Below are 25575 nucleotides of genomic sequence, written 5' to 3'. Positions count from 1 at the left end.
CCCGACCCCCGCCCGGCGCCCCGCGGCTCAGGCGGCGGTGACGACCACGCGCTCGGGACGGTCGGCGTCCGCGCCGAAGACCAGACGCCGCGTGGCGACCTTGTCGGCGAAGAACCGGTCGTGGCTGACCACGACGACCGCCCCGGGGAAGTGCTGCAGCGCCCGCTCCATGACCTGGGCGCTCGGCACGTCGAGGTGGTTGGTGGGCTCGTCGAGCAGCAGCACCGAGGCCCCCGAGAGCAGGCACTGCGCCATCGCGACGCGGGCCCGCTGACCACCGGAGAGCGTGCCGATGCGCTTCTTGAGATCGGCCTCGCTGAACTGGAACATCGCGAGGAACCGCCCGACCGACTTCCGCGTCGCGGTCAGGGCGAGGCTGTCGGGCATCGCGTTGACCGAGTGCGTGACGGTGTCGTCGTCGTCGAGCTCGGCCAGCACCTGGTCGTACGAGACCACCTTGACCCCGCCCGCCCAGGCGGCCCGACCGGCGTCGGCACGTTCTTCCCCCGTCAGCACCCGCAGCAACGTGCTCTTGCCGCTGCCGTTCGCCCCCGTGATCACCAGGCGGTCGCCGCGCCGCAGCTCGAACGTGAGGTCGTCGAAGAGCGTCCGGTCGTCGCGGGCCTTGCCGAGACCGTCGACCCGGCACAGGACGTCCTTGACGTGCAGCCCCGAGTAGATCTCGGTGATGATCTGGTCGACGGGGCGGGGTGCCCGCGACTTCTTGACCTTGGCGAGCTGCTTGAGCAGGTCGCCGCCGTCCTGGCGCTTGGCGGCCTTGGCGGCGTCGCGGCGGTCCGAGATGCCCTCGGCCTCGAACGCGAGCAGCTCGGACTCGTGCACGAACTGCTGCTCGAGGCTCTTCAGCCGGAACTGCTTCTGCACGACGTACTCGGCGAAGTCCCCCGGGTAGTCGTGCAGGTGGAAGTTCTCGACCTCGACGATGCGGGTGACGACCGCGTCGAGGAAGCTGCGGTCGTGCGAGACGACCACGGCCGCGCCGTGGAAGTCGCGGAACCACGACTCGAGCCACTCGACGCCGGCCACGTCGAGGAAGTTCGTGGGCTCGTCGAGCAGCAGCACGTCGGGGTCCTCGAGGACGATCTTCGCGAGGGCCGCCCGGTTGCGCCAACCACCGCTGAGGTCGTCGATCGGGCTGGTGCGGTGCGCGTCGCTGAATCCGAGCACGCTCAGTGCCGTGTCGATGCGGCGCGGGTACTCCCAGCCGTCGACCCGGTCCATCTCGGCGAACAGTTCGGACTGTCGGTGGATCAGCTGGTCGAGGGCGTCCCCGCCGTCGGGGTCCATCGCGACCACGGCGATGTCGGCGTCGATCTGCGCCAGGTCGGCCTCGATCGCCCGCTCGTGGGCGAAGAGCCCGGTCAGCACCTCGACGATGGTCTGCGTGCCGTCGAGTTCGGAGAACTGCGAGAAGTACCCCACCCGGACGCCCTGCTCGAGCGTGACCGTGCCCTCGTCGGGCTGCACCTGGTCGAGCATCAGCTTGAGCAGCGTGGACTTGCCGCTGCCGTTGCGACCGACGATCCCCACGCGCTCCTTCTCGTCGAGGCGGAAGAACGCCTCGCGCACCACCGGGGTGCCGTCGAAGCGGACGGTCACGTCGTTCAGTCGGATCAGGCTCATGCGTCGATCCTCGCAGGCCGACGGAACACCCGGCGCCGCGCGGTTGTTGTCGTGAGAGGCATCGAGGCGACCGCGGGCATCCGACCCATCCGATCGCACCGACGCCGACGAACAGGAGGCATCATGTCGGACCAGTACCGGAAAGACCCCGAGGCGGTCGCCCGCCTCACCTCGACCCAGCGCCGCGTGACCCAGGGCGGTGGCACCGAACCCGCCTTCCGCAACGAGTTCTGGGACTCGAAGGACGCGGGCATCTACGTCGACGTCGTCTCGGGCGAGCCCCTGTTCGCCTCGGTCGACAAGTTCGACAGCCGCACCGGCTGGCCGAGCTTCACGCGACCCATCGACGCCGAACACGTCGTCGAGAAGCGCGAGGGCTTGTTCTTCAAGCGCACCGAGGTGCGCTCGACCGCCGGGGACAGCCACCTCGGCCACGTCTTCCGCGACGGACCCACCGCGACCGGCGGGCTGCGGTACTGCATCAACTCGGCGGCTCTCCGCTTCGTCCCCTACGCCTCACTCGAAACCGAAGGATACGGTGCCTACATGACGCTCTTCTCCCCCGAATCCACCCCCGCCCCCAGCGGCACGACCGAGACCGCGATCCTCGCCGGCGGCTGCTTCTGGGGCGCCCAGCAGCTGCTCCGCCGCCGACCGGGCATCGTCTCGACCCGCGTCGGCTACTCGGGCGGCAGCGTGCCGAACGCGACGTACCGCAACCACCGCGGCCACGCCGAGGCCGTCGAGATCGTGTTCGACCCGGGTCTGACCTCGTACCGCGAGATCCTCGAGTTCTTCTTCCAGATCCACGACCCGTCGACGAAGGACCGCCAGGGCAACGACGTCGGCGACAGCTACCGCTCGGCGATCTTCTACGCGGACGACGAGCAGCGCGCGACGGCCCTCGACACCATCGCCGACGTCGACGCGTCCGGCCTCTGGCCCGGCAAGGTGGTCACCGAGGTCACCCCGGCCGGCGACTTCTGGGAGGCCGAAGAAGAGCACCAGGACTACCTCGAGAAGGACCCCTACGGCTACACCTGCCACTTCGTCCGTCCGGGCTGGGTGCTGCCGAAGCGCGACCAGCAGGTCGCCGCGGGCTGACGCCCGTCGGACCCTAGGAGGCGCGGTGCCGGTTCGACCGGCACCGCGCCTCCTGGCGTCCGGTCGCTCCTCAGCCCCAGAGGCGCGTGACGATCGATCCCATGAGGTCGTCGGTCGGGAAATTCCGTTGCGACACCGTGACGACGACGTCGTCGCGCACCAGCACGGTGTCCGCCATGTCGACGCCGTACATCGGGTGGGTCGTGACGTACTGGCAGAGCGAGCCGCCGTACGCCTCGGAGCAGTCGTAGACCACGCCGTCGAGCCAGAAGACCGAGGTGGGTTCGCGTCCCTCGGCGAGCCAGGCGGGATACGCCGCGGCCGTCGCGGCGTCCACCGTGCTGACGTCGGCGAAGAGGCCCGTGACGTCGGCCCGCATGTCGGCCCAGCCACAGCGGAGCACCTGGGCGGACGCCACGACGTCCCTCAGGTCGGCGTCGGCGCCGGGTGCCGTGGGAGCGACCTGTCCCATCGGCTGACCGAAGTAGGCGGGGTCGTTGAGGGGGGCGTCGCCCATCGTGGCGGCGTAGGTCGCGGCGTCCACCAGGTCGGTGCAGTCCGTCGGGATCGACACGGGCCGCGTCGTCGGGGTCTGCGACGGAGTCGCCGTCGGGGTCTCCGACGGGGTCGCGGTGGCCTCGGGCGAGGCGGCGACGTCGGTCGCCGGGGCGGTCGGACCGGACGTCGACGCGCCCGCTCCACCCGTCGCCGGCGCGCAACCGGCCAGCAGTCCGGCCAGTGCAAGACCGACGAGGGCGGTGTTCACGGAACGCTTCATGGTCGTCTCCCCCTCGCCAGGCCGATGCCGGACCGGTCTGTCGGCTGATCTCTCCAGCCTAACGACAACGACACGAGGAAGCCTCGGCTCCGAGGACGACATCGGATCATCCTCCGGGATGGCCTCGCCCCGAGGACGCCGGTCGAGGGCAGGTCTAGGCTCGCGGCGTGGACGCGGGTGGCAGGGCATGACCGGGGACGCCGGGTTCGACGCCGTCCTGCTCGCCGGGGGTCGCGCCTCCCGGGTGCACGGTGCCGACAAGACCGGCTTCACGAGTGGCGACGCGACGCTCCTCGACCGGGCCGTCCAGGCGGCGGCCGGAGCCCGGACCCTCGTCGTGGTCGGCCTGCGCGACGGTCGGGTGCCGCCCGCCGGAGCCCTGCTCACCCGTGAGGAGCCTGCCTGGTCCGGGCCGGTGGCCGCCCTCGCGGCCGGTCTCGCCGTCGTCGGCGACCCGGCACCGTGGGCACTCGTGCTGGCCTGCGACCTGCCGCGGGCGCCTGAGGCCGTGGCGGCCCTTGTCGCCGGCGGCGCCGAGGACGACGAACACCGGGACGGTCGGCTCGCCGTCGACTCGGGCGGGCGACGTCAGCCACTGCTCGCTCTCTACCGGACCGACGCCCTGCGGACGCGACTCGGAGGACTGCGGGCCGACGGCCCCCTCGAGGGCCTGTCGCTCCGCCGTCTGCTCGACGGGCTCGACCTGCTCGAGGTCCCCGTGCCCGACGCGCTCTGCGCCGACGTCGACACCGTCGCCGACGCCGACCGCCTGGGTGTCGTCCGGCGCGAGGCCGACGCGACTGGTTGAGTGTCGACCATGACCGACACACCTGCCGAACTCGACGCCTGGGCCGCACGACTCGTCCGGGCCCTGGGCCTGCCCGACGACTTCGTGGTCGACGTCCCCGTGGTGCTCGACCTCGCCCGCGACGCGGCGCACGGCGTCGCCCGCCCGGCCGCCCCGCTGACGACGTTCCTCGTCGGCTTCGCCGCGGGGCTCGCCGGCGGATCGCAGGCCGAGCTGGACCGGGCGACCGCGACCGCCACCGCGCTGGCCACGGCCGACCCGGCGTGACGGTCCGGCGGGCCGACTGGCGGGTGGCCCGCGCCGAGGCGTCCGACGCCGCCCGGGCCCTGCCCCGCGACCTCGAGACCGTCCTGCTCGCCGACGCGGTCGGTCGCACGCTGGCCCGGGACGCCACGAGCCTCGCGCGCGTGCCCGGCTCCGACGTCTCGGCGATGGACGGCTGGGCGGTCGCCGGCGAGGGCCCCTGGCGACTCGGCCCGTCGATCGTCGCGGGCCGGGTCGCCGACGACGACGGCTCGCTGCCGACCGGGGTCGCGCGACCGGTCACCACGGGCGCCGTCGTCCCGGACGGGACGGACCGGGTGCTGCGCTCGGAGTCCGGGCACGTGGCCGACGGCGTCCTGACGGCCGACGACGACCCCCGCCGTCCGCCGCACGTCCGGCGAGCCGGAGAAGAGATCGACCGCGGCGACGCCCTGATCACCGCGGGCACGCTCCTCACCCCGCCCCGCGTCGCCGTGCTGGCCCTCGGCGGGCACGACGCCGTGCCCGTGGTGACCCGCCCGACGGTGGCCCTGGCCGTGCTCGGCGACGAGGTCGTGGCCGAGGGCGTGCCCGAGCGCGGCACGGTCCGCGACGTGTTCTCGGTGCCGGTGCCGCGCCTCCTCGGCTCCCTCGGCACGGCGTCCGCGACCACGACGCGGGTGGCCGACGACCTCGACGCGACGATCGCCGCCCTCGACCGCTCGGACCGTCGCCTCGTGGTGACGACCGGAGGCACCGCGCACGGCCCGACCGACCACGTCCGCGCCGCCCTCGACCGGCTGGGCGCCGAGCTGGTGGTCGACGGTCTCGCGATGCGTCCGGGGCAGCCCCTGGTCGTCGCGCGCCGCGGCGACACGGTCTACCTGTGCCTGCCGGGCAACCCGATGGCCGCCTACGTGGGGCTCGTGGTCGTGGGGACCGCGGTGGTGGACGGCCTCCTCGGGAGGCGACCCGCGCCTCCCGGGTCCGTCACGCTCGCCGTCGACGTGGCCCACCCCCGATCCGGCGCGCTCGTGCAGGCGTACCGGGCGACCCCGGACGGAGCCGTGCCGACCGAGCGCCAGTCCTCGGCGATGTTGCGCGGCCTGGCCGACGCCGACGGGCTGCTCGTCGTGCCCGAGGGCGGGGCGCGGGCGGGCGACGTCGTCCCCTCGCTCGGCCTCCCGTGGTGAGGCGCGGACCCCGCCGGCTTTCGATTCCGGGGTTCGAGGGGTAGACCTGACTCATGGCACGCATCACGTCCCGCAAACCGGTGACCCGCATCACGGTCGGCGACGACGGCAGCGCCGGCGTCCGTAAGACCATGGACACCCTCGCGGTCGAGGAACCCCTCGAGATCCGCGTCGGCGGCACGTCGCTCGCCATCACCATGCGCACGCCCGGTCACGACTTCGACCTGGCCGCGGGGTTCCTCGTGTCCGAGGCCGTCATCTCGACCGGTGACGAGTTCTTCGCCGCCCGCTACTGCGCCGGGGCCACCGCCGAGGGGCTCAACACGTACAACGTGCTCGACGTCACGCTCGCGCCCGGGGTGCCGGCGCCCGACCCGAGCCTCGAGCGGGCGTTCTACACGACGAGCTCGTGCGGGCTATGCGGCAAGGCCTCGATCGACGCCGTCCGCACGACGTCGCAGCACGACGTGCGGCACGACCCCCTCGTCGTCGACCCCGCACTGCTCTCCACCTTCCCCGACCGCCTGCGCGAGGGCCAGGACGTCTTCGAGAAGACCGGCGGGCTCCACGCCGCGGCGCTCTTCGACGGCCGCACGGGCGAGCTGCTCGTCCTGCGCGAGGACGTCGGTCGGCACAACGCCGTCGACAAGGTCGTCGGCTGGGCCGTCAAGGAGGCGCGGCTGCCGTTGGGCGGGACCGTCCTGATGGTCTCGGGTCGCGCCTCGTTCGAGCTCACGCAGAAGGCGTCGATGGCCGGCATCCCGGTGCTCGCCGCCGTGTCGGCACCGTCCTCGCTCGCCGTCGACCTCGCGACCGAGCTGGGCGTCACGATCGTGGGGTTCCTCCGCGGCCGGTCGATGGTCGTCTACTCGCGACCGGACCGGCTCGGCGAGCCCGACGGGACCGAGCCGTCGGCCCGCTCGCGCGACGCCGGCGACGCGACCCGCGCCTCCTCGTCCCCCGACTCCGCCGACGCCGCCGACGCCCACGCCCCCGACTTCCCCGGCGGCGCGACGCGCGCCTCCTCGCCCGTCCCCCTGACGATCGGAACCAGACCGTGACCGAGAAACCCCCCGTCTCCGACGTGACCGACGCCGACATCGAGGTCGGCCCCCCGCGCGAGTGGGCCGCCGGCGTGCCCGGCGTGTTGCACTCGATGGACCCGGCCATCAAGCAGCTCGGGCTGGCCCGGACCGTCAAGCTCATGACGTCGCTGAACCAGAAGGACGGCTTCGACTGCATGAGCTGCGCCTGGCCCGACCCGGACCACCGCAAGGTCGCCGAGTTCTGCGAGAACGGCGCCAAGGCGGTCACCTGGGAGGCCAACCCGGTGCTCGTGCCCGACACGTTCTGGGCCGAGCACTCGGTGACCGACCTGCTCGACAAGACCGAGTACTGGCTCGGCATGCAGGGCCGCATCACCAAGCCCGTGCACAAGCCCGCCGGCAGCGACCACTACCGCGAGGTGTCGTGGGACGAGGCGTTCCGCATCGTCGGCGACAAGCTGAGGTCGCTCGACAGCCCGGACGAGGCGTCGTTCTACACCTCGGGCCGCACCTCGAACGAGGCGGCCTTCGCGTACCAGCTGTTCGTGCGCGCCTTCGGCACGAACAACCTGCCCGACTGCTCGAACATGTGCCACGAGTCGACGAGCCTCGCCATGGCCGAGGTGGTCGGCATCGGCAAGTCGACCATCGCCTACGACGACTTCGAGCAGGCCGACCTGATCGTCATCCTCGGGCAGAACCCGGGCACCAACCACCCGCGCATGCTGACGGCCCTCGAGGACGCCAAGCTCAAGGGCGCGAAGATCGTGGCGGTCAACCCGCTGCCCGAGGCCGGCCTGCGTCGCTACAAGAACCCGCAGCTGCCTCGCGGCGTCGCGGGTCGCGGCACGGAGATCGCCGACCAGTTCCTGCAGATCCGGCTCGGTGGCGACATGGCGCTGCTGCAGGCCGTCGCCAAGCGCGTCCTCGAGGCCGAGGACGCCGCCCCCGGCACGGTGCTCGACCACGAGTTCCTGGCCGAGCACACCGTCGGGCTCGAGGCCTTCCGCGAGCACATCGCGCAGGTCGACGACGACGAGGTGCTGCTGGCGACCGGGCTCGACCGGGCCGAGATCGACGAGCTGGCCGACCGCTACCTGGCCTCGGACCGCGTGATCATCACCTGGGCGATGGGCATCACGCAGCACCGCAAGGCCGTCGACACCATCAAGGAGATCATCAACCTGCTGCTCCTGCGCGGCAACATCGGCAAGCCGGGTGCCGGCGCCTCGCCGATCCGCGGGCACAGCAACGTGCAGGGCGACCGCACGATGGGCATCTGGGAGCAGGTCTCGGACGAGTTCCTCGACGCCCTGCAGAAGGAGTTCCGCTTCGACCCGCCGCGCGAGCACGGCGTCGACGCCCTCAAGGGCATCAAGGCCATGCAGGAGGGGCGGATCAAGTTCTGGATGGGCATGGGCGGCAACCTCGTGGCCGCGATCTCGGACACCCAGCTCGCCGAGGCCGCGATGCGCGGGACCGACATGACCGTCCAGGTGTCGACGAAGCTGAACCGCTCGCACGCCGTGGTCGGCGCCGAGGCGCTCATCCTGCCGACGCTCGGCCGCACCGAGATCGACGTGCAGGAGGCCGGGCCGCAGTTCGTCTCGGTCGAGGACACCGTGTGCTCGGTGCACGGCAGCCACGGCCAGGTGCCGCCGGTCGCGCCCGACCTGCTCAGCGAGGTCGCCATCGTCAGTCGGCTGGCGCGGGCGACGCTCGGCGACCGGGCCGACCTCGAGATCGACTGGAAGGGCTTCGAGGACGACTACGACACGTTGCGCGACCACATCAGCCGGGTCGTGCCGGGCTTCGAGCGCTACAGCGAGCGGGTGCGCAGCCGCGACGGCTTCGTGCTGCCGAACGGGCCGCGCGACTCGCGGACCTTCGCGACGAAGGTCGGCAAGGCGATGATCACGGTCAACGACCTCGAGCACGTCGAACGCCCCGAGGGGACGCTGCTGCTGCAGACCCTGCGCTCGCACGACCAGTACAACACCACGATCTACAGCCTCAACGACCGCTACCGCGGCATCAAGAAGGGTCGGCACGTGGTCTTCGTCAACCCGCTCGACCTCGACGACCTCGGGCTCACCGACGGCCAGAAGGTCGACGTGTCGACGGTCTGGACCGACGACGTCGAACGGGTGCTCCGCGACTACCGCATCGTCGCCTACCCCACGGCCCGCGGGTGCGCCGCCGCGTACTTCCCCGAGGCGAACGTGCTCGTGCCGCTCGACAGCGCGTCGATCGGCAGCAACACCCCGGTGTCGAAGGCCGTGCTGGTGCGGGTGACGCCGGCGGCGGTGCCGGTCGGGGTCTGACCCCGGGTCGGCCCGTCGCCGTGCGGCGCCGGCCGAGCCGGCCCGGTCGGGTCAGCGGGCGGCGGCGCGGACGGCGGTGACGGCCGCGGCCACGCCACCGTCCCAGGGGGCACCGTGGCCGGGCAGCACCCAGGTGGCACCGGTGTCGAGCAGGGCGTCGAGCGACGCCAGGGCCTGCTCGGGCTCGTCGGTGAACGGAGCCGGTGCGGGCCCGACGTGCCCGGTCGTCACGTGGCGCGTGGTCAGGGCGTCGCCCACGAACACGGCGTCGACGCCCGGGACGAACACGGCGATGCTGCCTTCGGAGTGCCCGGGCATCGGGATGATCCGAGGCGCACCCGGCAGGTCGAGCGTCTCGCCCCCGTGCACCTCGACGACCTCGGTGAGCCAGGCGGTCCTCGCCCCGCCCTTGCGCAGGCTGTAGCCGGCGAACCCCAGCAGGGGGCCGAGCTTCATCGGCGGCATGCCGTTCTTCGGCTTCGGCCTGCCCTTCGACCGCGAGGCGTCGGCGGCGTGGACGTACACGGGCACCCCGTGGTCGCGACGCAGCCGCTCGGCGAAGCCGACGTGGTCGGAGTCACCGTGGGTGAGGACGACGCCCTTCACGTCGTCGAGGGTGCGTCCGACGGAGGCCAGCTCGGAGACGAGTTCGGACCAGAGGCCGGGCAGACCGGCGTCGATCACGGTCACGCCCGCGGGCGTGACGACGAGGTACGCGGCGACGATGTCGTTGCCGATGCGGTGGAGGGAGGGGGCGAGTTCCATGATGGCTACGGTAGTTAGCCATCATGGCTATTGTCAATAGCTATACTCGACGGATGCCCACACCCGACCGCACCTCACCCGACGCCATCCTGCTCGCCGCGCGCGAGCTGCTTGAGGCCGACGGCCCGTCCGGCCTCACGATGGCCGCGGTCGCGGCACGGGTCGGCGTGCGTGCACCCTCGCTCTACAAGAGGGTCGAGAACCGGGAGGCGCTGCTGCGGTCGGTCGCGGAGGCCACCCTCACCGACCTGGCCGCGCGGCTCGACGGGGCGGGGTCGGCCCGCGAGGTGCTCGACGCCTTCCGGGCCTTCGGGCACGAACGTCCGGCCGCGTTCCAACTGGTCATGACGCCCGGGCCCGGCGTCCCCACCGCGCGACGCGAGTTCGGCGCCGCGGCGAGCGCGGCCGCCCTCCGGGTCGGCGAGCAGCTCGTCGGGCCGGAGCGGGCCCTCGACGCCGCCCGCACGCTCACGGCGTGGGTGGCGGGCTTCGTCATCATGGAGCTCAACGGCGGCTTCCAGCTGGGCGGCGACGTCGACGGGGCGTGGGACTTCGGGGCCGAGCGCGTCCTCGCGGCCCTCGCCGCGCCTCCTGCGGTCTGAGCCGTCCCCCACGACCGCCCGGCCTGCGGCTCCGCTCAGTCGAGCGGTGCGTGCGGGTACGAGGAGGCGCGGTGCTGGAACTCGAGGATCGCCTCGTTCTCGACCCGCCCCTCCGCGATCTCGACGGCACGACGGATCGTGTCGGACGCCGCCCACGAGGTCGGCCCCTCCATGACGGTGCGGAGGAACGGGAGGAGGGCTTCGCTGATCTCCCACGTCGTGGAGTTCCAGAGCAGCGACGGGCTGTGGTCGACGGCGTAGTAGTTCGTGGTGGCGCCCACGGTGATGAGCGGTTCGGCGAACGTCGTGGCGCGGGCCCAGTCGAAGCCCATGCCCTCGTCCACCGAGACGTCGACGATGAGGCTGCCGGGGCGGAAGGCGTCGAGGTCGGTCTCGCGCAGGTAGGTGAGCGGGGCGTTCGGGTCCTGGAGGGTGCAGTTGACGACGATGTCGGCGGCGGCGAGGAACGGAGCGAGGGCGACCGGCCCGTCGGGGGTGTTCACGGTGCTGGCGCCGGGCGTCTCGGGGTCGTGTTCGAACTGGAAGATGTCGACCGACGGGATCGGCGACCCGACGGCGGCGATGTTGCGGTTCGTCAGGACGCGCACGTCGTGGATGCCGTGGGCGTTGAGGGCCGTGACGGCGCCGCGGGCGGTGGCGCCGAAGCCGATGACGACGGCGCTGAGGCGACGGCCGTAGTCGCCGGTCGAGCCGCAGAGCTGGAGGGCGTGCAGCACCGAGCAGTAGCCGGCGAGCTCGTTGTTCTTGTGGAAGACGTGCAGGCCGTAGCCGCCGTCGGACTGCCAGTGGTTCATGGCCTCCCACGCGATGAGGGTGAGCCGTTTGTCGATGGCGAGCTGGGTGATCTCGCGGTCCTGGACGCAGTGCGGCCAGCCCCATAGGCTCTGACCGTCGCGCAGGCCCTCGAGGTCGGCGGCCTGGGGCTTGGGCAGCAGGACGACGTCGCTGTCCGCGACGATCTGCTCGCGGTCGGCCATCGCCACGAGGGGCTCGAGGTCGGCGTCGGGGATGCCGAAGCGCAGGCCGTAGCCGCGCTCGAGGGTCATGCTCGCGCGCAGGTCGGCGTCGATGCGGTCGAGGTGGGCGGGGTGGATCGGCAGGCGCCGCTCGTCGGGCTTGCGCGAGGTGGCCAGGACGCCGAGGCGCAGCAGTGCGGGGGCGCCGGAGGTGGTGCCGGTGGGCGGGGAATCCGTTTGGCTCATGCTTGAGAGTAGATGAGTGGCGCTCGCCCCCGAGCCGGAGGGTCAGTTGTTGAAGCGGAACTCCACCACGTCGCCGTCCTGCATGACGTATTCCTTGCCCTCGATGCGGGCCTTGCCGGCCGAGCGGGCCTCGGCGATGGAGCCGGTCTCGACCAGGTCGTCGAACGAGATGACCTCGGCCTTGATGAAGCCCTTCTCGAAGTCGGTGTGGATGACCCCGGCGGCCTGCGGGGCCTTCCAGCCCTTGCCGATCGTCCAGGCGCGGGTCTCTTTCGGGCCGGCCGTCAGGTAGGTCTGCAGGCCCAGAGTCTCGAAGCCGATGCGGGCGAGCTGGTCGAGACCGGACTCGTCCTGCCCGAGCGACGCGAGCAGCTCGGCGGCGTCCTCGTCGTCGAGGCCGATCAGCTCGGACTCGACCTGCGCGTCGAGGAAGATCGCCTCGGCCGGCGAGACCAGGGCCTGCAGTTCGGCCTTGCGCCCCTCGTCGGTCAGGACGGCCTCGTCGACGTTGAAGACGTAGATGAAGGGCTTCGCGGTGAGCAACCCGAGTTCGCGGATCGGCTCGAGGTCGATGCTCGTGGCCGAGAGCGCCTCGCCTCGCTCGAGCGCCTCCTTGGCGGCGACGGCCGTCTCGTGCACGATCGGCTCGACGCGCTTCAGCCGCAGCTCTTTCTCGTACCGGACGAGCGCCTTCTCGACCGTCTCGAGGTCGGCGAGGATCAGCTCGGTGTTGATCGTGCCCATGTCGCTCTCGGGGTCGACCTTGCCGTCGACGTGCACGACGTCGGGGTCGTCGAAGCCGCGCACGACCTCGGCGATGGCGTCGGCCTCGCGGATGTTCGCCAGGAACTTGTTGCCCAGGCCCTCGCCCTCGCTCGCCCCCTTGACGATGCCGGCGATGTCGACGAACGACACCGGCGCGGGCAGGATCTTCTCGCTGCCGAAGAGACCGGCCAACACCTGGAGGCGCGGGTCGGGCAGGTTGACGATGCCCACGTTGGGCTCGATGGTCGCGAACGGATAGTTCGCCGCCAGCACCTGGTTCTTGGTCAGGGCGTTGAACAGGGTGGACTTGCCGACGTTGGGCAGTCCGACGATCGCGATAGTGAGAGCCACGAGGGTCAAGCGTACCGGGCCTGCCGAGCCGTGCCGTCGGAACCGCGTCCGCTGTGGAGGGAACGGTCGCCCACCGCGCCTGGGGAGGCGGTGTCGGAGGCGCGTGAGAGCATGAGTCAATGCCCATCGACTTCACCGCGATCGACTTCGAGACCGCGAACTCGAGCAGCGCCAGTGCCTGCTCCGTCGGCCTCGTCAAGGTCCGCGACGGCGTCGTCGTCGACAAGGTCGGCTGGTTGATCCAGCCACCCACCGGGCACGACGAGTTCTCCGAGTGGAACACCCGCATCCACGGCATCGTCGCGAACGACGTCGTCGGCGCCTTCGGCTGGGCCGAACAGTTCGAGCTGCTCGCCGACTTCGCCGGCGACGACGTCTTCGTCGCCCACAACGCCGGCTTCGACATGGGCGTCATCAAGGCCGCCTGCGCGGCGACCGGGCTCACCCCTCCCCCGTGGTCGTACCTCTGCAGCCTGCAGGTCGCCCGCAAGACCTACTCGCTCGACTCGTACCGGCTGCCGGTCGCCGCGACGGCCGCCGGGTTCGACGCCTTCTCCCACCACGACGCCCTCGCCGACGCCGAGGCCTGCGCGGCCATCGTCGCCCACGCCGCACTGTTCCACGGTGCCTCCGACCTGGCCGAACTCGCGACGATCGCGTCGGTCAAGGTGAAGGTGCTGCAGCCGGCCGGGGCGCCGACGGCGCCCGCCGTGCCCCGGGCCGACCGACGCCCGATGGCCTTCGGCTAGGCGCCTCCCTCCCGCCAGTCCGACGCCCGACGCCCCCGGGGCGCGTCGGTCTCCCCCGACCCCATCGCGTCGACTCCCGACCGGTGTCGGTGGCCGCTGCCACACTTCCGCCATGCCCCTTCCGCTCGCGCTGTTCCTCGCCCTGCTGCTCGGTCTCGTCCTCGGCGTCGCCGTCGGGGCACTCGTCGCCCGTACCCGCGCCGCGGAGGCGACGGCACGCCTGTCGTCCGACCTCGCCGCAGCCCGCGCCGTGGCCGACGCGTCGCGCGAGCGCCTCGAAGGTCAGGACGACCAGTACCGTCGACAGATCGCGCAGCAAGAAGACCGCCTCCGCGAGTTCCAGGACCGCCTCCGCGACGTCCGCATCGCCGAGGCCGAGAGGGCGCGCACCGACGGTCAGGTGCTCGTCGCGCTCAGCCCGGTGGCCGAGAGCCTGCAGGCCGTCCAGCAGAAGGTGGCCGAGCTCGAAGCCGAACGCACCCTCCAGTACGGCGCCCTCAGCGAGCAGCTCCGCACCGCCGCCGAATCGGGTGAACGGCTCCGCGGGACGGCCGAGTCGCTGGCCTCCGCGCTGAAGTCGAACAGCACCCGCGGCGTGTGGGGCGAGACCCAGTTGCGCAACGTCGTGCAGGCAGCGGGTCTCGTCGAGCGCGTCGACTTCGACGTGCAGACGTCGATCTCGTCGGACGCCGGCTCCGGTCGCCCCGACATGGTGGTGCACCTCCCCGGCGGCAAGAACATCGCGGTCGACGCCAAGGTGCCGTTCTCCGCCTACCTCGAGGCCAGCGCCATCCCCGCATCCGCCACGGGCGACGAGGGCGCACGACGCGACCAGCTGGTCCGGCAGCACGTCAAGGCGCTGCGGGCCCACGTCGACGCCCTGGCGGGCAAGACGTACTGGGCCGGGCTCGAGTCCTCGCCCGAGCTGGTCATCGCGTTCATCCCGAGCGAGTCGCTCGTGTCGTCCGCCCTCGAGGCCGACCCGGCCCTGATGGACTACGCCTTCCAGAAGCGCGTCGCCCTCGCCTCGCCCGTGACCCTCTGGTCGGTGCTCAAGACCGTCGCCTTCAGCTGGCAACAGGACGTCGTCACCGCCGAGGCGAAAGAGCTCTTCGACCTCAGCCGCGAACTCTACGGTCGACTGTCGACCATGGCCGGCCACGTCGACAAGCTCGGCCGGTCGCTGCGCGCCGGCGTCACGGACTACAACCGGTTCGTCGGGTCGCTCGAGCGGGCGGTCCTCCCGTCGGCCCGTCGGCTCAGCATGCTCGACGAGTCCAAGGTCCTCGCGACCCCGACGACCGTCGAGGAGTCCCCCCGAGAACTCACCGCCCCCGAGCTCGCGTCGGCTCTCGGTGACCGCAGCACCGACCACGACTGACCCCTGATGCGGCGAACGCCCGGCCGAGGCCGGGCGTTCGTGGTGTCAGGCGGGTGTCGCGCCGGTCAGGCCTTCTCGCCGTACCACTTCGAGACGAGGTGGTCGGCCTCGACCCGGCGGATGGTGCCCGAGTGCGAGCGCAGCACGATGCTCGAGGTGCGGATCATGCCCTGCTTGCGCGTGACGCCCGCGACGAGCGCGCCGTCGGTGACACCCGTGGCGACGAAGTACGCGTTGTCGCCCGTGACGAGGTCGTCCTGGTCGAGGACGCGGTCGAGGTCGTGACCGGCGTCGATCGCCTTCTGGCGCTCGGCGTCGTCCTTCGGGGCGAGGCGGGCGAGGATCAGGCCGTCGAGGGCCTTGACCGCGCAGGCCGTGATGATGCCCTCGGGCGTGCCACCGACACCGACGCACATGTCGATGCGGGAGTCGGGACGGGCGGCGTTGATGCCACCGGCGACGTCACCGTCGAGGAGCAGGCGGGTCGACGCGCCCACGGCCCGGATCTCGGCGATGAGGTCGGCGTGACGGGGACGGTCGAGGACGGCGATCTGCATGTCCTCGACGGCGATGCCCTTGGCCGCGGCCAGGGCGGTGATGTTCTCGCCGATGGGACGGTCGAGGTCGATGATGCCGCGGCCCTCGGGGCCGGTCACGATCTTGTCCATGTAGAAGACGGCGCTGGGGTCGTACATGCTGCCGCGGTCGCTGACGGCGATCACCGAGAGGGCGTTCATGCGTCCCGCCGCGGTGAGGCTCGTGCCGTCGATCGGGTCGACGGCGATGTCGCAGGCCGGGCCGAAGCCGTTGCCGACGTGCTCGCCGTTGAAGAGCATCGGGGCTTCGTCCTTCTCGCCCTCGCCGATCACGACCACGCCGTCGAACGCCACCGTGCCCAAGAACTTGCGCATGGCGTCGACCGCGGCCTTGTCGGCGGCGTTCTTGTCGCCCTTGCCGATGAACGGCGCCGAACGGATCGCGGCCGCCTCGGTGGCCCGGACCAGTTCCATGCCGAGGTTGCGGTCGGGGTGCGAGTAGAGGGTTCCGGAATCCGTGTCAGCCATGCTCCGGATCTTACCCGCGCCGCGCCTCCCGACCGGGCTCCGACGACCAGGACGAACAGACGTGCGCTGACTAGGGTGGATGAGCCACCAGCCGTGATCGAAGGAGATTCAATGCCCGTCGCAACCCCCGAGCAGTACGCCGAGATGCTCGACAAGGCGAAGAACAAGGGCTTCGCCTACCCCGCCGTCAACGTCTCGTCGTCGCAGACGATCAACTCCGTGCTGCAGGGCCTGACCGAGGCGGGCAGCGACGGCATCATCCAGGTCACCACCGGCGGCGCCGACTACTTCGCCGGCCACACCGTCAAGAACCGCGCCGCGGGCGCCATCGCCTTCGCCAAGTTCGCGACCGAGGTCGCGAAGAACTACCCGGTGACCGTCGCCCTCCACACCGACCACTGCCCGAAGGACGCCCTCGACGGCTTCGTGCTCCCGCTCATCGCCGCCTCCGAAGAAGAGGTCCGGGCCGGTCGCAACCCGCTGTTCCAGTCGCACATGTGGGACGGCTCGGCCGTCCCGCTCGACGAGAACATCTCGATCGCGCAGGACATGCTGAAGCGCACGAAGGCCATCAACGCCATCCTCGAGGTCGAGATCGGCGTCGTCGGCGGCGAAGAAGACGGCGTGCAGCACGAAGGCACGAACGATGCGCTCTACACCACGGTGGGCGACGTCACCCGCGTGGTCGAGGCGCTCGGCCTCGGCGAACACGGCCGCTACATCGCCGCCCTCACCTTCGGCAACGTGCACGGCGTGTACAAGCCGGGCAACGTCAAGCTGCGTCCCGAACTGCTCGGCGAGATCCAGCAGGGCATCCAAGAGAAGTTCGGCACCGCCGCGAAGCCCCTCGAACTCGTCTTCCACGGTGGTTCGGGGTCGTCCGACGCCGAGATCGCCGAGGCAGTCTCGAACGGCGTCGTCAAGATGAACCTCGACACCGACACGCAGTACGCCTTCAGCCGGTCCATCGCCGACACCGTGCTCAAGAACTACGACGGGTTCCTCAAGGTCGACGGCGAGGTCGGCAACAAGAAACAGTACGACCCCCGCGCCTGGGGCAAGGTCGCCGAGAGCGCCATGGCCGCCCGCGTCGTCGAGGCGACGAAGCAGCTCGGGTCGTACGGTCAGTCGGCGAGCTGACCCGCGCCTCCTGGTCGCACGACGAAGCCCCCGAGCGAGTGCTCGGGGGCTTCGTCGTGGGAGCGAGGGGTGGACGTCAGTTCGACCCCGAGAAGTAGTCGTTCGTGAAGCTCTGCATCGCCTCGGCGAAAGCCGGATCGCCCATCAAGATCGCTGCCGCCCCGAAGCCCTGCACGAGGCCGAAGACCACACCGGCGACGAGGGGCACCACGAAGCCGAGACGCCCGGCGCGCAGCCGCCGGAGGGTCCACCAGGTCGAGACGGCGAACAGCGTCACGGCCAACACGGCCATGACGACCCCGAAGGTCTGCAGCGCAGCGGACGAGCCGAACCCCGAGAGGTCGAGCCCGAACGTCTCGAACTGGGCGAGCTGCGTCGTCGCGTAACCGGGCACGCGGGCGACGGCCTGGATCGCCCCGAAGGCTCCCAGTCCGATCAGGGCGAACGTCGCCACCCGGTCGATGCGCCGCCCGGTCGAGAGCGCAGGAGGCGCGGTGCGGGTCTCGTCACCGGGGCGGACGTCGGTCGAGACCGCGGGCCGGGCGTCCTGACCGGCGACCCGCGCCTCCTCGGTGGCGTCGGCCTCGGCCGCGGCCGGATTGACCCAGCCCTCGGGCGCGTACTCGCCGTAGCGCGGCTTCGGTCGGTCGTCCGTCATCGGGTGCGACCGCCGAGGCCGCGGGCGTCGACCTGGCCCGTCGCGTCTTTCCGCAGCTCTTTCGGCAGTGAGAACATCAGGTCTTCCTCAGCCGTGACGACCTCGTGGACGTCGACGTAGCCGGCGTCCGACAGGTCGGCCAGCACCTCGTCGACGAGCACCTCGGGAACCGACGCGCCGGAGGTAACCCCCACCGTCTCGACGCCGTCGAGCCACTCCTGCTTGATCTCATTCGTGTAGTCGACGCGGTAGGCGGCCTTGGCGCCGTGCTCGAGGGCGACCTCGACGAGACGCACGCTGTTGGAGCTGTTCGCCGATCCGACGACGATGACGAGGTCGGCGCCCTGGGCGACCTTCTTGATGGCGACCTGGCGGTTCTGCGTGGCGTAGCAGATGTCGTCGCTCGGGGGGTTCTGGATGTTCGGGAACCGCTCACGCAGTCGACGCACGGTCTCCATCGTCTCGTCGACGCTGAGGGTGGTCTGCGACAGCCAGACGAGGTTGTCGGGGTCGGCGACGACGAGGTCGTCGACCTCGCCCGGGTTCTGCACGAGGGTGGTGCGATCCGCCGCGTGGCCCATCGTGCCCTCGACCTCTTCGTGCCCGGCGTGGCCGATCAGGATGATGTGCCGGCCCTGGTTGCCGAAGCGCACGGCCTCGCGGTGGACCTTCGTGACGAGGGGGCAGGTCGCGTCGATGGCCTGCAGCTCGCGATCCGCCGCACCCTTCACGACGGCCGGCGAGACGCCGTGCGCGCTGAAGACGATGTGCGACCCCGGTGGGACCTCGTCGACCTCGTCGACGAAGATGGCCCCCTGGCTCTCGAGGGTCGCGACCACGTGCACGTTGTGGACGATCTGCTTGCGGACGTAGACGGGCGCGCCGTAGTGCTCGAGGGCTTTCTCGACCGCGATGACGGCGCGGTCGACGCCGGCGCAGTACCCGCGGGGTGCCGCGAGCAGCACCTGCTTGCGTCCGTTGACGGGGGTATCCTTTAGCCTGTTCCGCACCGCAGGAACACGCGGTGTCGGCAGGTCGATGGCGAGGGCGCCGTTGGAGATGTGGCTCACCCGACGAGTCTAGGTGTGCCGGACTGGTCGCGTACTGGGAGCGACCGCGCGACCGGTCGATCACCGGGGTCGCCGCTCGTCCTGCCGGTGTCGACCACCCCTCGAACGGAGCTCCATGACGATCGTTCCCCCTCCCCCCACCGCCGAGTCCCCGTGGCCCGTCGGCCTCCTCGCGAGCAAGGTGCGCGACTGGATCGACCGCCTCGGGACGGCCTGGGTCGAGGGCGAGATCACCCAGTGGAACGTCTCGGGCGGCAACGTCTACGGCAAGCTCCGCGACCTCGAACACGACGCGACCGTCTCGTTCTCGATCTGGTCCAGCGTGAAGTCACGCGTACCCGCCGACCTCAAGCAGGGCGACCGGGTCATCGCCGCCGTCAAGCCGAACTACTGGGTCAAGGGCGGCAGCCTCACGATGCAGGTCTTCGACATGCGCCACGTCGGGCTCGGCGACCTCCTCGAACGACTCGAGCGCCTCCGACGCCAGCTCACGGCCGAGGGGCTCTTCTCCCCCGAGCGCAAGCGGGCCCTGCCATTCCTGCCCGGCTGCATCGGCCTCGTCACCGGCAAGGACAGCGACGCCGAGAAAGACGTCCTGCGCAACGCCCAGCTGAGATGGCCCTCGGTCTCGTTCCGCGTCGTGCACGCGGCGGTGCAGGGCGACCGCATGGTCGGCGAGGTCACGGCGGCGATCCAGCGCCTCGACGCCGACGACGAGGTCGACGTCATCATCGTCGCGCGAGGCGGCGGCGATTTCCAGAACCTCCTCGGCTTCAGCGACGAAGGCCTCGTCCGCGCCGTCTCGGAGTGCACCACGCCGGTCGTCAGCGCGATCGGACACGAGGCGGACCGGCCGCTGCTCGACGACGTCGCCGACCTGCGCGCGTCCACGCCCACCGACGCCGCGAAACGGGTCGTCCCCGACGTGACCGAAGAACTGTCGCGCGTGCAACAGGCGCGCACCCGCATCGGCGTGCGTCTGACCTCGCTGGTCGCCACCGAGATCGACCGGCTCGAACAGATCCGCAGCCGGCCGGTGCTGGCGTCGCCCCAGACCCTCGTCGACGTCCGGGCCGACGAGGTCGTCCGGGCGGTGGCCCGCGGCGAAGAACTCGTGGGCCGGGCCGTCGAGAGGGCGCACACCCGCGTCTCGGAGCTGACGGCACAGCTGCGCGCCCTGTCGCCGCAGGGCACGCTGCGCCGCGGTTACGCGATCGTGCAGCTGCCGTCGGGCGGGGTGTTGCGGTCCCCCGCCGAGGCCCCCGCCGAGACGCGCCTGCTCGTGACCACCGACGGAGGCGCGGTGGGCGCCGTCAGCACCGGCGCCTCCTCCCCAGGCTCCGACGCTCCCGACGAGTCGTCACCCGTGGCGTCCGCCACGACCTCCGCCAGCACCCCTCGTTAGGATCGTCACGTGGACACCACCCCGACCAGCACCCAGCCCGACGTCTCGTCGCTCAGCTACGAGCAGGCCCGCGACGAGCTCGTGTCCGTCGTGTCCGAACTCGAGCAGGGCGCCTCGACCCTCGAGCGCTCGCTGGCCCTCTGGGAACGCGGCGAGGCGCTCGCCCGGCGCTGCGAAGAATGGTTGATGGGGGCGCGCGAGCGCCTCGAGGCGGCCCGCCGTCAGGTGTCGGCAGAATGACCTCCCCCTCCGACGGCGGCCCCCGGGGCTCGCGACGCCCCCGAGAGCCCCGCATCGTCGCCGAACTCGGCCGACCCGAGACCCCGGACGAGACCGCCGCGCGCAAGGCCGAGAACACCCGCAAGCACTACGCGAACCAGACGGCGATCAACCTGACCCTGTCGATCGTCGCCTCGCTCGGCATCGTGCTCTTCCTGGTGCTCGTCGTGGTCCGCCCGAGTGGCACGGTGAACCGGCAGGAGATCGACTACGTCCAGGTCGCGTCGCAGGCCCAGGCGAGCGTCGACGCCCCCCTGGCCGCGCCTCCGCTGCCCGACGGCTGGAGCTCGAACGCCGCCGAGGTCCGCTCCACGACCCGCGACGACGTACCGACCTGGTACGTGGGGTTGATCACGCCGGCCCAGCAGTTCATCGGGCTCGAACAGGGCATCGACGCCAATCCGACCTGGGTCAGCCTGCAGGTGCAGAACGCGGCGGCGACGTCGACCCGGTCGATCGGCGGTCTGACCTGGGACGTCTACGATCGGCGCGACGCCGACGACCCGGGCAACTACGCCTATGCCCTGACCACCACGGTCGACCGCAGCTCGTACGTGCTCTACGGCACGGCCGACGACGCCGAGTTCGACGTCCTGGCCACCTCCCTGGCCGAGCAGATCTCCAGCCAAGAAAGCGAATGACGTGACCCGACACGACCCCGCCGCCGGTGTGCCCGCCACCGCGGCCCCTTCCGCACCCGAGAACACCGCGACGTCCCTGCCCACGGACGTCTCGGCCATCGCGCCGGCGAGCGCGTCCGAGCCGGGGACGGCATGGAGCCGGATGGTGGACGGCAACCACCGCTTCGTCGAGGGGGCACCTCGCCACCCCCACCAGGACAGTGACCGGCGATCGTCCCTCGCTGCCGGTCAAGAGCCCGTGGCAGCCCTCTTCGGATGCGCCGACTCGCGACTGGCCGCCGAGATCATCTTCGACGTCGGCCTCGGTGACCTCTTCGTCGTGCGCAACGCCGGCCAGGTGGTCGGCGACACCGTCATCGCCTCGCTCGAGTTCGCGGTCTCGGTGCTCCACGTCCCCCTCATCGTGGTGCTCGGCCACGACAGCTGCGGCGCCGTCGCTTCGGCCATCGACTCCATCGGTTCCGACGCCGCCCCCGGGTCGGCCTTCCTGGGTGGGCTGATCGACATGATCATGCCGTCGGTCGAGCGTGCCCAGCTCGACCTCGAGACGGGTGCCGACCTCGACCCCCGCACGGTCGGCCAATTGCACATCGAGGCGTCGGTCCGCACGCTCGTCGACCGGTCCGCCCTCATCGCGTCCGCCGTCGCGGACGGTAAGTTGGCCGTGGTCGGCGCGAACTACGACCTCGCCAACGGGCGGGTCGACCCTTCGGTCGTCGTCGGCCGACTCTGAACCGAGTCGGGGCGAACGCTCCGACGCCCCGCGCCCTCCATGGGCGCAGCAGCCCGGCAGGGCCCGAGGAAAGGACCACGACGTCGTGACCACATCCGAGACCGAGTATCGCATCGAGCACGACACGATGGGCGAGGTGCGGGTGCCCGCATCGGCCCTCTACCGCGCCCAGACGCAGCGTGCCGTCGAGAACTTCCCCATCAGCGGGGCCGGTCTCGAGCCGGCGCAGATCGTCGCGCTCGCTCGCATCAAGCGCGCGGCCGCCCTGGTGAACGGCGAGATGGGCATCATCGACCGACCCGTCGCCGATGCGATCGTCTCGGCCGCGGACCAGATCATCGGTGGCAGCCATCACGACCAGTTCCCGGTCGACGTCTACCAGACCGGCAGCGGCACGTCCTCGAACATGAACATGAACGAGGTACTCGCCACCCTCGCCGGAACGGTCGACGGCGTCGCCGTCCACCCCAACGACCACGTCAACGCGTCGCAGTCGTCGAACGACGTGTTCCCGACCTCGGTGCACGTCGCCGTCACGGGCGCGCTGCTGCACGACCTGGTGCCCGCCCTCGACCACCTGGCGGTCGCCCTCGAGAAGAAGGCCACGGCCTGGTCCGACGTGGTGAAGGCGGGCCGCACCCACCTCATGGACGCCACGCCGGTCACGCTCGGGCAGGAGTTCGGCGGCTACGCCCGCCAGATCCGTCTCGCGATCGAACGGGTGCAGAGCGCCCTGCCGCGCGTGGCAGAGGTCCCCCTGGGCGGAACGGCCACCGGCACCGGCATCAACACGCCCCAAGGCTTCCCGCAGCGGGTCATCGCCGCCCTCGCGGACGACAGCGGGCTGCCCGTCACCGAGGCGCTCGACCACTTCGAGGCGCAGGGGGCCCGCGACGCGCTCGTCGAGGCCTCCGGTGCCTTGCGCGTGCTCGCCGTGAGCCTCACCAAGATCAACAACGACATCCGCTGGATGGGCTCGGGGCCCAACGCGGGTCTCGGCGAGCTGCACATCCCCGACCTGCAGCCCGGCTCGTCGATCATGCCGGGCAAGGTCAACCCGGTCATCCCCGAGGCCGTCCTCATGGTCTCGGCACGGGTGATCGGCAACGACGCGACGATCGCCTGGGCCGGCGCTTCCGGAGCCTTCGAACTCAACGTGGCGATCCCCGTGATGGGGACGGCGTTGCTCGAGTCGATCCGCCTGCTCTCGAACGCCACCCGAGCGCTGGCGGACAAGACCGTCGACGGCCTCGAGGCCAACGTCGAGCACGCCCGGGCCCTCGCCGAGTCGTCTCCGTCGATCGTGACGCCGCTGAACCGCGTCATCGGCTACGAGGCCGCGGCGAAGGTGGCCAAGCACGCGGTGGCCCAGAAGCTCACCGTTCGCGAGGCCGTCGTCGATCTCGGGTTCGTCGAGCGGGGCGAGGTCACCGAGCAGCAGCTCGACACCGCACTCGACGTGCTCAGCATGACCCACCCGGGCTGAGCCTCCGGCCTGCGTCCAGCCCAGAGCGGTCCGGGTCGAGCCCTCCGGCCTGAGCCCATCCCCGGCCGGCCCGGACCACAGCACGTCGAGGAGGCGCGCGTCCGTCATCGACGGACACGCGCCTCCTCGGCGTTTCGGCTTCTCTACCCTCTCTCGCCTGCCTGTTCGCGTTCCCGTTCCCGTTCCCGTTCCCGTTCTCGTTCCCGTTCCCGTTCCCGTTCCCGTTCCCGTCGACGGTGGCACGCCGCGACGCGGACCTCACGGAACCGTCACGACGGCATCGACGGCGACGGCCACCGACGGGCTGGCCACGACACACCAGAAGGCCGCGAGCAGGCACGGCCCGAAAGGGATGCCTCGGCTGACCGATGCCAGCCCTGGCCGCGGAGGCGTGCCGGCCCGTCGCGGCCTCGAGCCCAACGTCCGAACGCCGGCCACACCGATCGCAAACGTTCCGGCAAGAGCCCAGAGACCCAGGAGGGCCGCCGGGCTACCCGTCGCGACGAGTCCGCTCAACACGGCGCCGAGCTTGACGTCCCCCATGCCCAGGCCGCCGGCGATGGCAGCCACCAGGCCGAGCCCGGCGGCGACCAGGGCGAAGGCCAAGCTCGTGGCCGCCGTGGCGATACCGCCCCCTGCGACGAGCAGGACGGTCGACACCCCCCACGCACCCGCGGCCACTCCGACGAGGACGTTCGGCAGTCGACGCTCGGCGATGTCGATCCGGACCAGGGCCGGAGTCACGGCTGCGACTCCGAGACACCCGACGAGCATCACCGCCCCGGCGCTCGCGCCCGTGAGGGGACCGGCATGCAGTGTGGCGGCAGCGACCGTGACCGCCGACAGTGCAGCCGCGGCGACTGCTTCGAGGGCCTGCGTGCGCTCCTGTCGCGGCCCATCACCGCCTCGAACCGCTTCCCCGTCCGACGGGCGCGTCCCGTCCGGCGAGCCCGTCCCGTCCGGGGACACCGTTCCGTCCGGGGACACCGTCTCGTCCAGCGACACCGTCCCGTCCGGCGAGCCCGTCCCGTCCGGCGACACCGTCTCGTCCACGAGACCTTCCGGCGAGCTCACGATGCTCCTGATGACGAAGCCGACGCCGATCCTGACCGACCCGGCTGCGGAGTACGTCCCCGAGCTGGTCGGACCAGATGCCACGGGCGTCGACCTCGCGTGCGCCGGGTTCGCGGACGGGGGGCACGGCCCATCGTCACGACGAGTCGCCGTCGAGGTCGCCGGGCGTCGTCGAGCACCGCGTGCACGGCCTCGACGATGAGCGATCGATGGTCGCGCACCATCTCGTAGCTCGCTCGAAGGGCGGTTCGTCCCTGGACCGTGATCGCGAGGTCCTTCAGACGGTCCGCGTCGAACGTGTCGCCGTGCCACCTGCGCCCGTCGAGTTCGAGGGCGACGACACCGTCGACGACGATGTCGATGCGGCGGAGGTCCTGCGGGCCGACCCGGGTCTGGGACTCGACGCGGTGCCCCAGGTCGGCGAACGTCACCCTCATGACGCTCTCGATGAAGCTCTCGCTCCGTGGGTCGGCCCAGTCGACGATGCCCCTCACATCCGCGGGAGCCTCGGCGAAGGCCGCGTGCAGTCCGGCGACCGAGAAGTGACCGCTCGACAGCGCCCAGTCCAGGAGGGCGACGGCCTCGTCGAGAGGAGCCACCGTCACGGCGTCCACCAGAGCGGTGCCGATGGGAACGGCCCAGGCCGCACGCCGTGCGTCTTCCGATCCGTGTTCGTCGTCATCCGGCGGATGGGGCACGGTCCCGGGTGACGGACGAGGGGGAACGCGCCCGTCGGAGCGCCACAGCACCCTCGCACCGTGCCTGGCCCGAAGTCGTGAGGCTCCAGGGGGCACCACGACGCTGACGATCGGAACGGTGGTCCACATCCACGCCCCGAGCAGGGCCAAGTGCGACGCCCCGGTCAACCGGCCCCCGATGCGCACGGCCTCGTACCGTGCCTCCCCCGGCGCGAAGGTCGTGTACCACCCGCGTCGGGCCCGGTGAACGTGCCCGGATCGCACTGCTGCGGTGAGCATCCGGTCGGTGGCTCCGAGGGCGACGAGTTCCCGCTTGTGGAGGACGCCGCCTGCCCTCCTGACGTGGGTCGC

25 protein-coding genes are annotated in these 25575 nt (G+C 71.4%); 15 read left to right on the top strand and 10 right to left on the bottom strand.

The annotated features are described in order from the left end of the window. Positions 1-27: 27 nt before the first annotated feature. On the bottom strand, positions 28-1644 hold the full coding sequence (locus QRN23_RS04570; RefSeq protein ID WP_285062724.1) for an ABC-F family ATP-binding cassette domain-containing protein: 1617 nt from the start codon (positions 1642-1644) through the stop codon (positions 28-30). 123 nt (positions 1645-1767) lie between these two features. Here QRN23_RS04570 and QRN23_RS04565 point away from each other — a divergent pair, with 123 nt between their 5' ends. Continuing rightward, the gene (locus QRN23_RS04565; protein ID WP_082460582.1) at positions 1768-2748 is read left to right on the top strand and encodes a bifunctional methionine sulfoxide reductase B/A protein; all 981 of its coding nucleotides are present in this window, start codon (positions 1768-1770) and stop codon (positions 2746-2748) included. 70 nt (positions 2749-2818) lie between these two features. Here the strand turns inward: QRN23_RS04565 and QRN23_RS04560 are convergent, their stop codons facing one another. After that, positions 2819-3526, bottom strand: a complete 708-nt coding sequence (locus tag QRN23_RS04560) for a RodZ family helix-turn-helix domain-containing protein (RefSeq protein WP_200413464.1) — start codon at positions 3524-3526, stop codon at positions 2819-2821. 187 nt (positions 3527-3713) lie between these two features. On the opposite strand from QRN23_RS04560, the gene mobA reads away from it, so the two are divergent. Genes mobA through QRN23_RS04535 form a run of 5 tightly spaced genes read left to right on the top strand, consistent with a single transcriptional unit; the run spans position 3714 to position 9140 of the window. Next, a complete protein-coding gene (mobA, locus tag QRN23_RS04555) occupies positions 3714-4334 on the top strand; it encodes a molybdenum cofactor guanylyltransferase (protein WP_056048759.1) in 621 nt (206 codons plus the stop codon). 9 nt (positions 4335-4343) lie between these two features. After that, positions 4344-4601 (top strand): DUF6457 domain-containing protein, encoded by a 258-nt coding sequence (locus QRN23_RS04550; protein WP_285062723.1) that lies wholly within the window; start codon positions 4344-4346, stop codon positions 4599-4601. Continuing rightward, the gene (locus tag QRN23_RS04545) at positions 4598-5770 is read left to right on the top strand and encodes a molybdopterin molybdotransferase MoeA (RefSeq protein ID WP_285062722.1); all 1173 of its coding nucleotides are present in this window, start codon (positions 4598-4600) and stop codon (positions 5768-5770) included. Before QRN23_RS04550 ends, QRN23_RS04545 begins: the two co-directional genes overlap by 4 nt. 53 nt (positions 5771-5823) lie before the next feature. Then, positions 5824-6831 carry a formate dehydrogenase accessory sulfurtransferase FdhD gene (gene fdhD / locus QRN23_RS04540; RefSeq protein ID WP_350224685.1) on the top strand — a complete coding sequence of 336 codons (1008 nt, stop codon included), beginning with the start codon at positions 5824-5826 and terminating at the stop codon, positions 6829-6831. Further along, the gene (locus QRN23_RS04535) at positions 6828-9140 is read left to right on the top strand and encodes an FdhF/YdeP family oxidoreductase (protein ID WP_285062721.1); all 2313 of its coding nucleotides are present in this window, start codon (positions 6828-6830) and stop codon (positions 9138-9140) included. Before fdhD ends, QRN23_RS04535 begins: the two co-directional genes overlap by 4 nt. A gap of 51 nt (positions 9141-9191) precedes the next feature. Here QRN23_RS04535 and QRN23_RS04530 read toward each other — a convergent pair whose 3' ends face one another. Further along, on the bottom strand, positions 9192-9905 hold the full coding sequence (locus QRN23_RS04530; RefSeq protein ID WP_285062720.1) for an MBL fold metallo-hydrolase: 714 nt from the start codon (positions 9903-9905) through the stop codon (positions 9192-9194). A gap of 53 nt (positions 9906-9958) precedes the next feature. Between QRN23_RS04530 and QRN23_RS04525 the strand changes: the two genes are divergently transcribed. Then, positions 9959-10507 (top strand): TetR/AcrR family transcriptional regulator, encoded by a 549-nt coding sequence (locus QRN23_RS04525; protein ID WP_285062719.1) that lies wholly within the window; start codon positions 9959-9961, stop codon positions 10505-10507. A 35-nt stretch (positions 10508-10542) separates the two neighbouring features. Here QRN23_RS04525 and QRN23_RS04520 read toward each other — a convergent pair whose 3' ends face one another. Both QRN23_RS04520 and ychF read right to left on the bottom strand, forming a co-directional pair. Next, the gene (locus QRN23_RS04520) at positions 10543-11730 is read right to left on the bottom strand and encodes a N(5)-(carboxyethyl)ornithine synthase (protein WP_285062718.1); all 1188 of its coding nucleotides are present in this window, start codon (positions 11728-11730) and stop codon (positions 10543-10545) included. 42 nt (positions 11731-11772) lie between these two features. Further along, a complete protein-coding gene (gene ychF / locus QRN23_RS04515) occupies positions 11773-12846 on the bottom strand; it encodes a redox-regulated ATPase YchF (protein WP_159825651.1) in 1074 nt (357 codons plus the stop codon). 119 nt (positions 12847-12965) lie between these two features. Between ychF and QRN23_RS04510 the strand changes: the two genes are divergently transcribed. Next, a complete protein-coding gene (locus tag QRN23_RS04510) occupies positions 12966-13595 on the top strand; it encodes an exonuclease domain-containing protein (protein ID WP_173152827.1) in 630 nt (209 codons plus the stop codon). 112 nt (positions 13596-13707) lie between these two features. Next, complete coding sequence (locus QRN23_RS04505; protein WP_285062717.1) at positions 13708-14976, top strand: DNA recombination protein RmuC; 1269 nt, start codon at positions 13708-13710, stop codon at positions 14974-14976. Positions 14977-15041: 65 nt separating this feature from the next. Here the strand turns inward: QRN23_RS04505 and glpX are convergent, their stop codons facing one another. Then, a complete protein-coding gene (gene glpX / locus QRN23_RS04500; protein ID WP_043597850.1) occupies positions 15042-16040 on the bottom strand; it encodes a class II fructose-bisphosphatase in 999 nt (332 codons plus the stop codon). Positions 16041-16151: 111 nt separating this feature from the next. On the opposite strand from glpX, the gene fbaA reads away from it, so the two are divergent. Next, a complete protein-coding gene (gene fbaA, locus QRN23_RS04495; protein ID WP_159825645.1) occupies positions 16152-17180 on the top strand; it encodes a class II fructose-bisphosphate aldolase in 1029 nt (342 codons plus the stop codon). Positions 17181-17256: 76 nt separating this feature from the next. Here the strand turns inward: fbaA and QRN23_RS04490 are convergent, their stop codons facing one another. Both QRN23_RS04490 and QRN23_RS04485 read right to left on the bottom strand, forming a co-directional pair. Continuing rightward, a complete protein-coding gene (locus QRN23_RS04490; RefSeq protein WP_159825643.1) occupies positions 17257-17838 on the bottom strand; it encodes a DUF6264 family protein in 582 nt (193 codons plus the stop codon). Then, on the bottom strand, positions 17835-18899 hold the full coding sequence (locus QRN23_RS04485) for a 4-hydroxy-3-methylbut-2-enyl diphosphate reductase (protein ID WP_233568507.1): 1065 nt from the start codon (positions 18897-18899) through the stop codon (positions 17835-17837). Before QRN23_RS04485 ends, QRN23_RS04490 begins: the two co-directional genes overlap by 4 nt. A 124-nt stretch (positions 18900-19023) precedes the next feature. Between QRN23_RS04485 and xseA the strand changes: the two genes are divergently transcribed. From xseA to QRN23_RS04460, 5 genes are all read left to right on the top strand, one after another. Next, positions 19024-20313 carry an exodeoxyribonuclease VII large subunit gene (gene xseA / locus QRN23_RS04480; RefSeq protein WP_285062716.1) on the top strand — a complete coding sequence of 430 codons (1290 nt, stop codon included), beginning with the start codon at positions 19024-19026 and terminating at the stop codon, positions 20311-20313. Between the two features lie 9 nt (positions 20314-20322). Beyond that, positions 20323-20553 (top strand): exodeoxyribonuclease VII small subunit, encoded by a 231-nt coding sequence (locus QRN23_RS04475; protein WP_285062715.1) that lies wholly within the window; start codon positions 20323-20325, stop codon positions 20551-20553. Further along, positions 20550-21233, top strand: a complete 684-nt coding sequence (locus QRN23_RS04470) for a DUF4245 domain-containing protein (protein WP_056048791.1) — start codon at positions 20550-20552, stop codon at positions 21231-21233. Before QRN23_RS04475 ends, QRN23_RS04470 begins: the two co-directional genes overlap by 4 nt. Positions 21234-21375: 142 nt before the next feature. Then, positions 21376-21966, top strand: coding sequence for a carbonic anhydrase (locus tag QRN23_RS04465; RefSeq protein ID WP_056049244.1), 591 nt, complete (start codon positions 21376-21378; stop codon positions 21964-21966). Between the two features lie 85 nt (positions 21967-22051). Further along, positions 22052-23452 (top strand): class II fumarate hydratase, encoded by a 1401-nt coding sequence (locus tag QRN23_RS04460; protein ID WP_255350807.1) that lies wholly within the window; start codon positions 22052-22054, stop codon positions 23450-23452. 258 nt (positions 23453-23710) lie between these two features. Here QRN23_RS04460 and QRN23_RS04455 read toward each other — a convergent pair whose 3' ends face one another. Both QRN23_RS04455 and QRN23_RS04450 read right to left on the bottom strand, forming a co-directional pair. Next, entirely contained in the window at positions 23711-24526 is an 816-nt protein-coding gene (locus QRN23_RS04455; protein WP_285062714.1) for an A24 family peptidase, read from the bottom strand. Continuing rightward, positions 24523-25131 carry a putative endonuclease domain-containing protein gene (locus QRN23_RS04450; protein WP_285062713.1) on the bottom strand — a complete coding sequence of 203 codons (609 nt, stop codon included), beginning with the start codon at positions 25129-25131 and terminating at the stop codon, positions 24523-24525. Before QRN23_RS04450 ends, QRN23_RS04455 begins: the two co-directional genes overlap by 4 nt. Positions 25132-25575: the final 444 nt, after the last annotated feature.

The sequence above is a fragment of the Frigoribacterium sp. ME-P-080 genome (assembly GCF_030209595.1).
In the GTDB taxonomy this organism is placed as follows: domain Bacteria; phylum Actinomycetota; class Actinomycetes; order Actinomycetales; family Microbacteriaceae; genus Frigoribacterium.
This window is presented reverse-complemented; position numbering and strand designations above follow the sequence as displayed.

Bases quoted from the DNA above. Each gene is read 5' to 3' on its own strand.
- QRN23_RS04550 (WP_285062723.1), top strand. From the start codon at position 4,344: ATGACCGACACACCTGCCGAACTCGACGCCTGGGCCGCACGACTCGTC.
- fbaA (WP_159825645.1), top strand. From the start codon at position 16,152: ATGCCCGTCGCAACCCCCGAGCAGTACGCCGAGATGCTCGACAAGGCG.
- QRN23_RS04565 (WP_082460582.1), top strand. From the start codon at position 1,768: ATGTCGGACCAGTACCGGAAAGACCCCGAGGCGGTCGCCCGCCTCACC.
- QRN23_RS04505 (WP_285062717.1), top strand. From the start codon at position 13,708: ATGCCCCTTCCGCTCGCGCTGTTCCTCGCCCTGCTGCTCGGTCTCGTC.
- QRN23_RS04530 (WP_285062720.1), bottom strand. From the start codon at position 9,905: ATGGAACTCGCCCCCTCCCTCCACCGCATCGGCAACGACATCGTCGCC.
- QRN23_RS04510 (WP_173152827.1), top strand. From the start codon at position 12,966: ATGCCCATCGACTTCACCGCGATCGACTTCGAGACCGCGAACTCGAGC.
- QRN23_RS04470 (WP_056048791.1), top strand. From the start codon at position 20,550: ATGACCTCCCCCTCCGACGGCGGCCCCCGGGGCTCGCGACGCCCCCGA.
- mobA (WP_056048759.1), top strand. From the start codon at position 3,714: ATGACCGGGGACGCCGGGTTCGACGCCGTCCTGCTCGCCGGGGGTCGC.
- QRN23_RS04490 (WP_159825643.1), bottom strand. From the start codon at position 17,838: ATGACGGACGACCGACCGAAGCCGCGCTACGGCGAGTACGCGCCCGAG.
- QRN23_RS04465 (WP_056049244.1), top strand. From the start codon at position 21,376: ATGGTGGACGGCAACCACCGCTTCGTCGAGGGGGCACCTCGCCACCCC.
- fdhD (WP_350224685.1), top strand. From the start codon at position 5,824: ATGGCACGCATCACGTCCCGCAAACCGGTGACCCGCATCACGGTCGGC.
- QRN23_RS04520 (WP_285062718.1), bottom strand. From the start codon at position 11,730: ATGAGCCAAACGGATTCCCCGCCCACCGGCACCACCTCCGGCGCCCCC.
- xseA (WP_285062716.1), top strand. From the start codon at position 19,024: ATGACGATCGTTCCCCCTCCCCCCACCGCCGAGTCCCCGTGGCCCGTC.
- QRN23_RS04560 (WP_200413464.1), bottom strand. From the start codon at position 3,526: ATGAAGCGTTCCGTGAACACCGCCCTCGTCGGTCTTGCACTGGCCGGA.
- QRN23_RS04525 (WP_285062719.1), top strand. From the start codon at position 9,959: ATGCCCACACCCGACCGCACCTCACCCGACGCCATCCTGCTCGCCGCG.
- QRN23_RS04570 (WP_285062724.1), bottom strand. From the start codon at position 1,644: ATGAGCCTGATCCGACTGAACGACGTGACCGTCCGCTTCGACGGCACC.
- glpX (WP_043597850.1), bottom strand. From the start codon at position 16,040: ATGGCTGACACGGATTCCGGAACCCTCTACTCGCACCCCGACCGCAAC.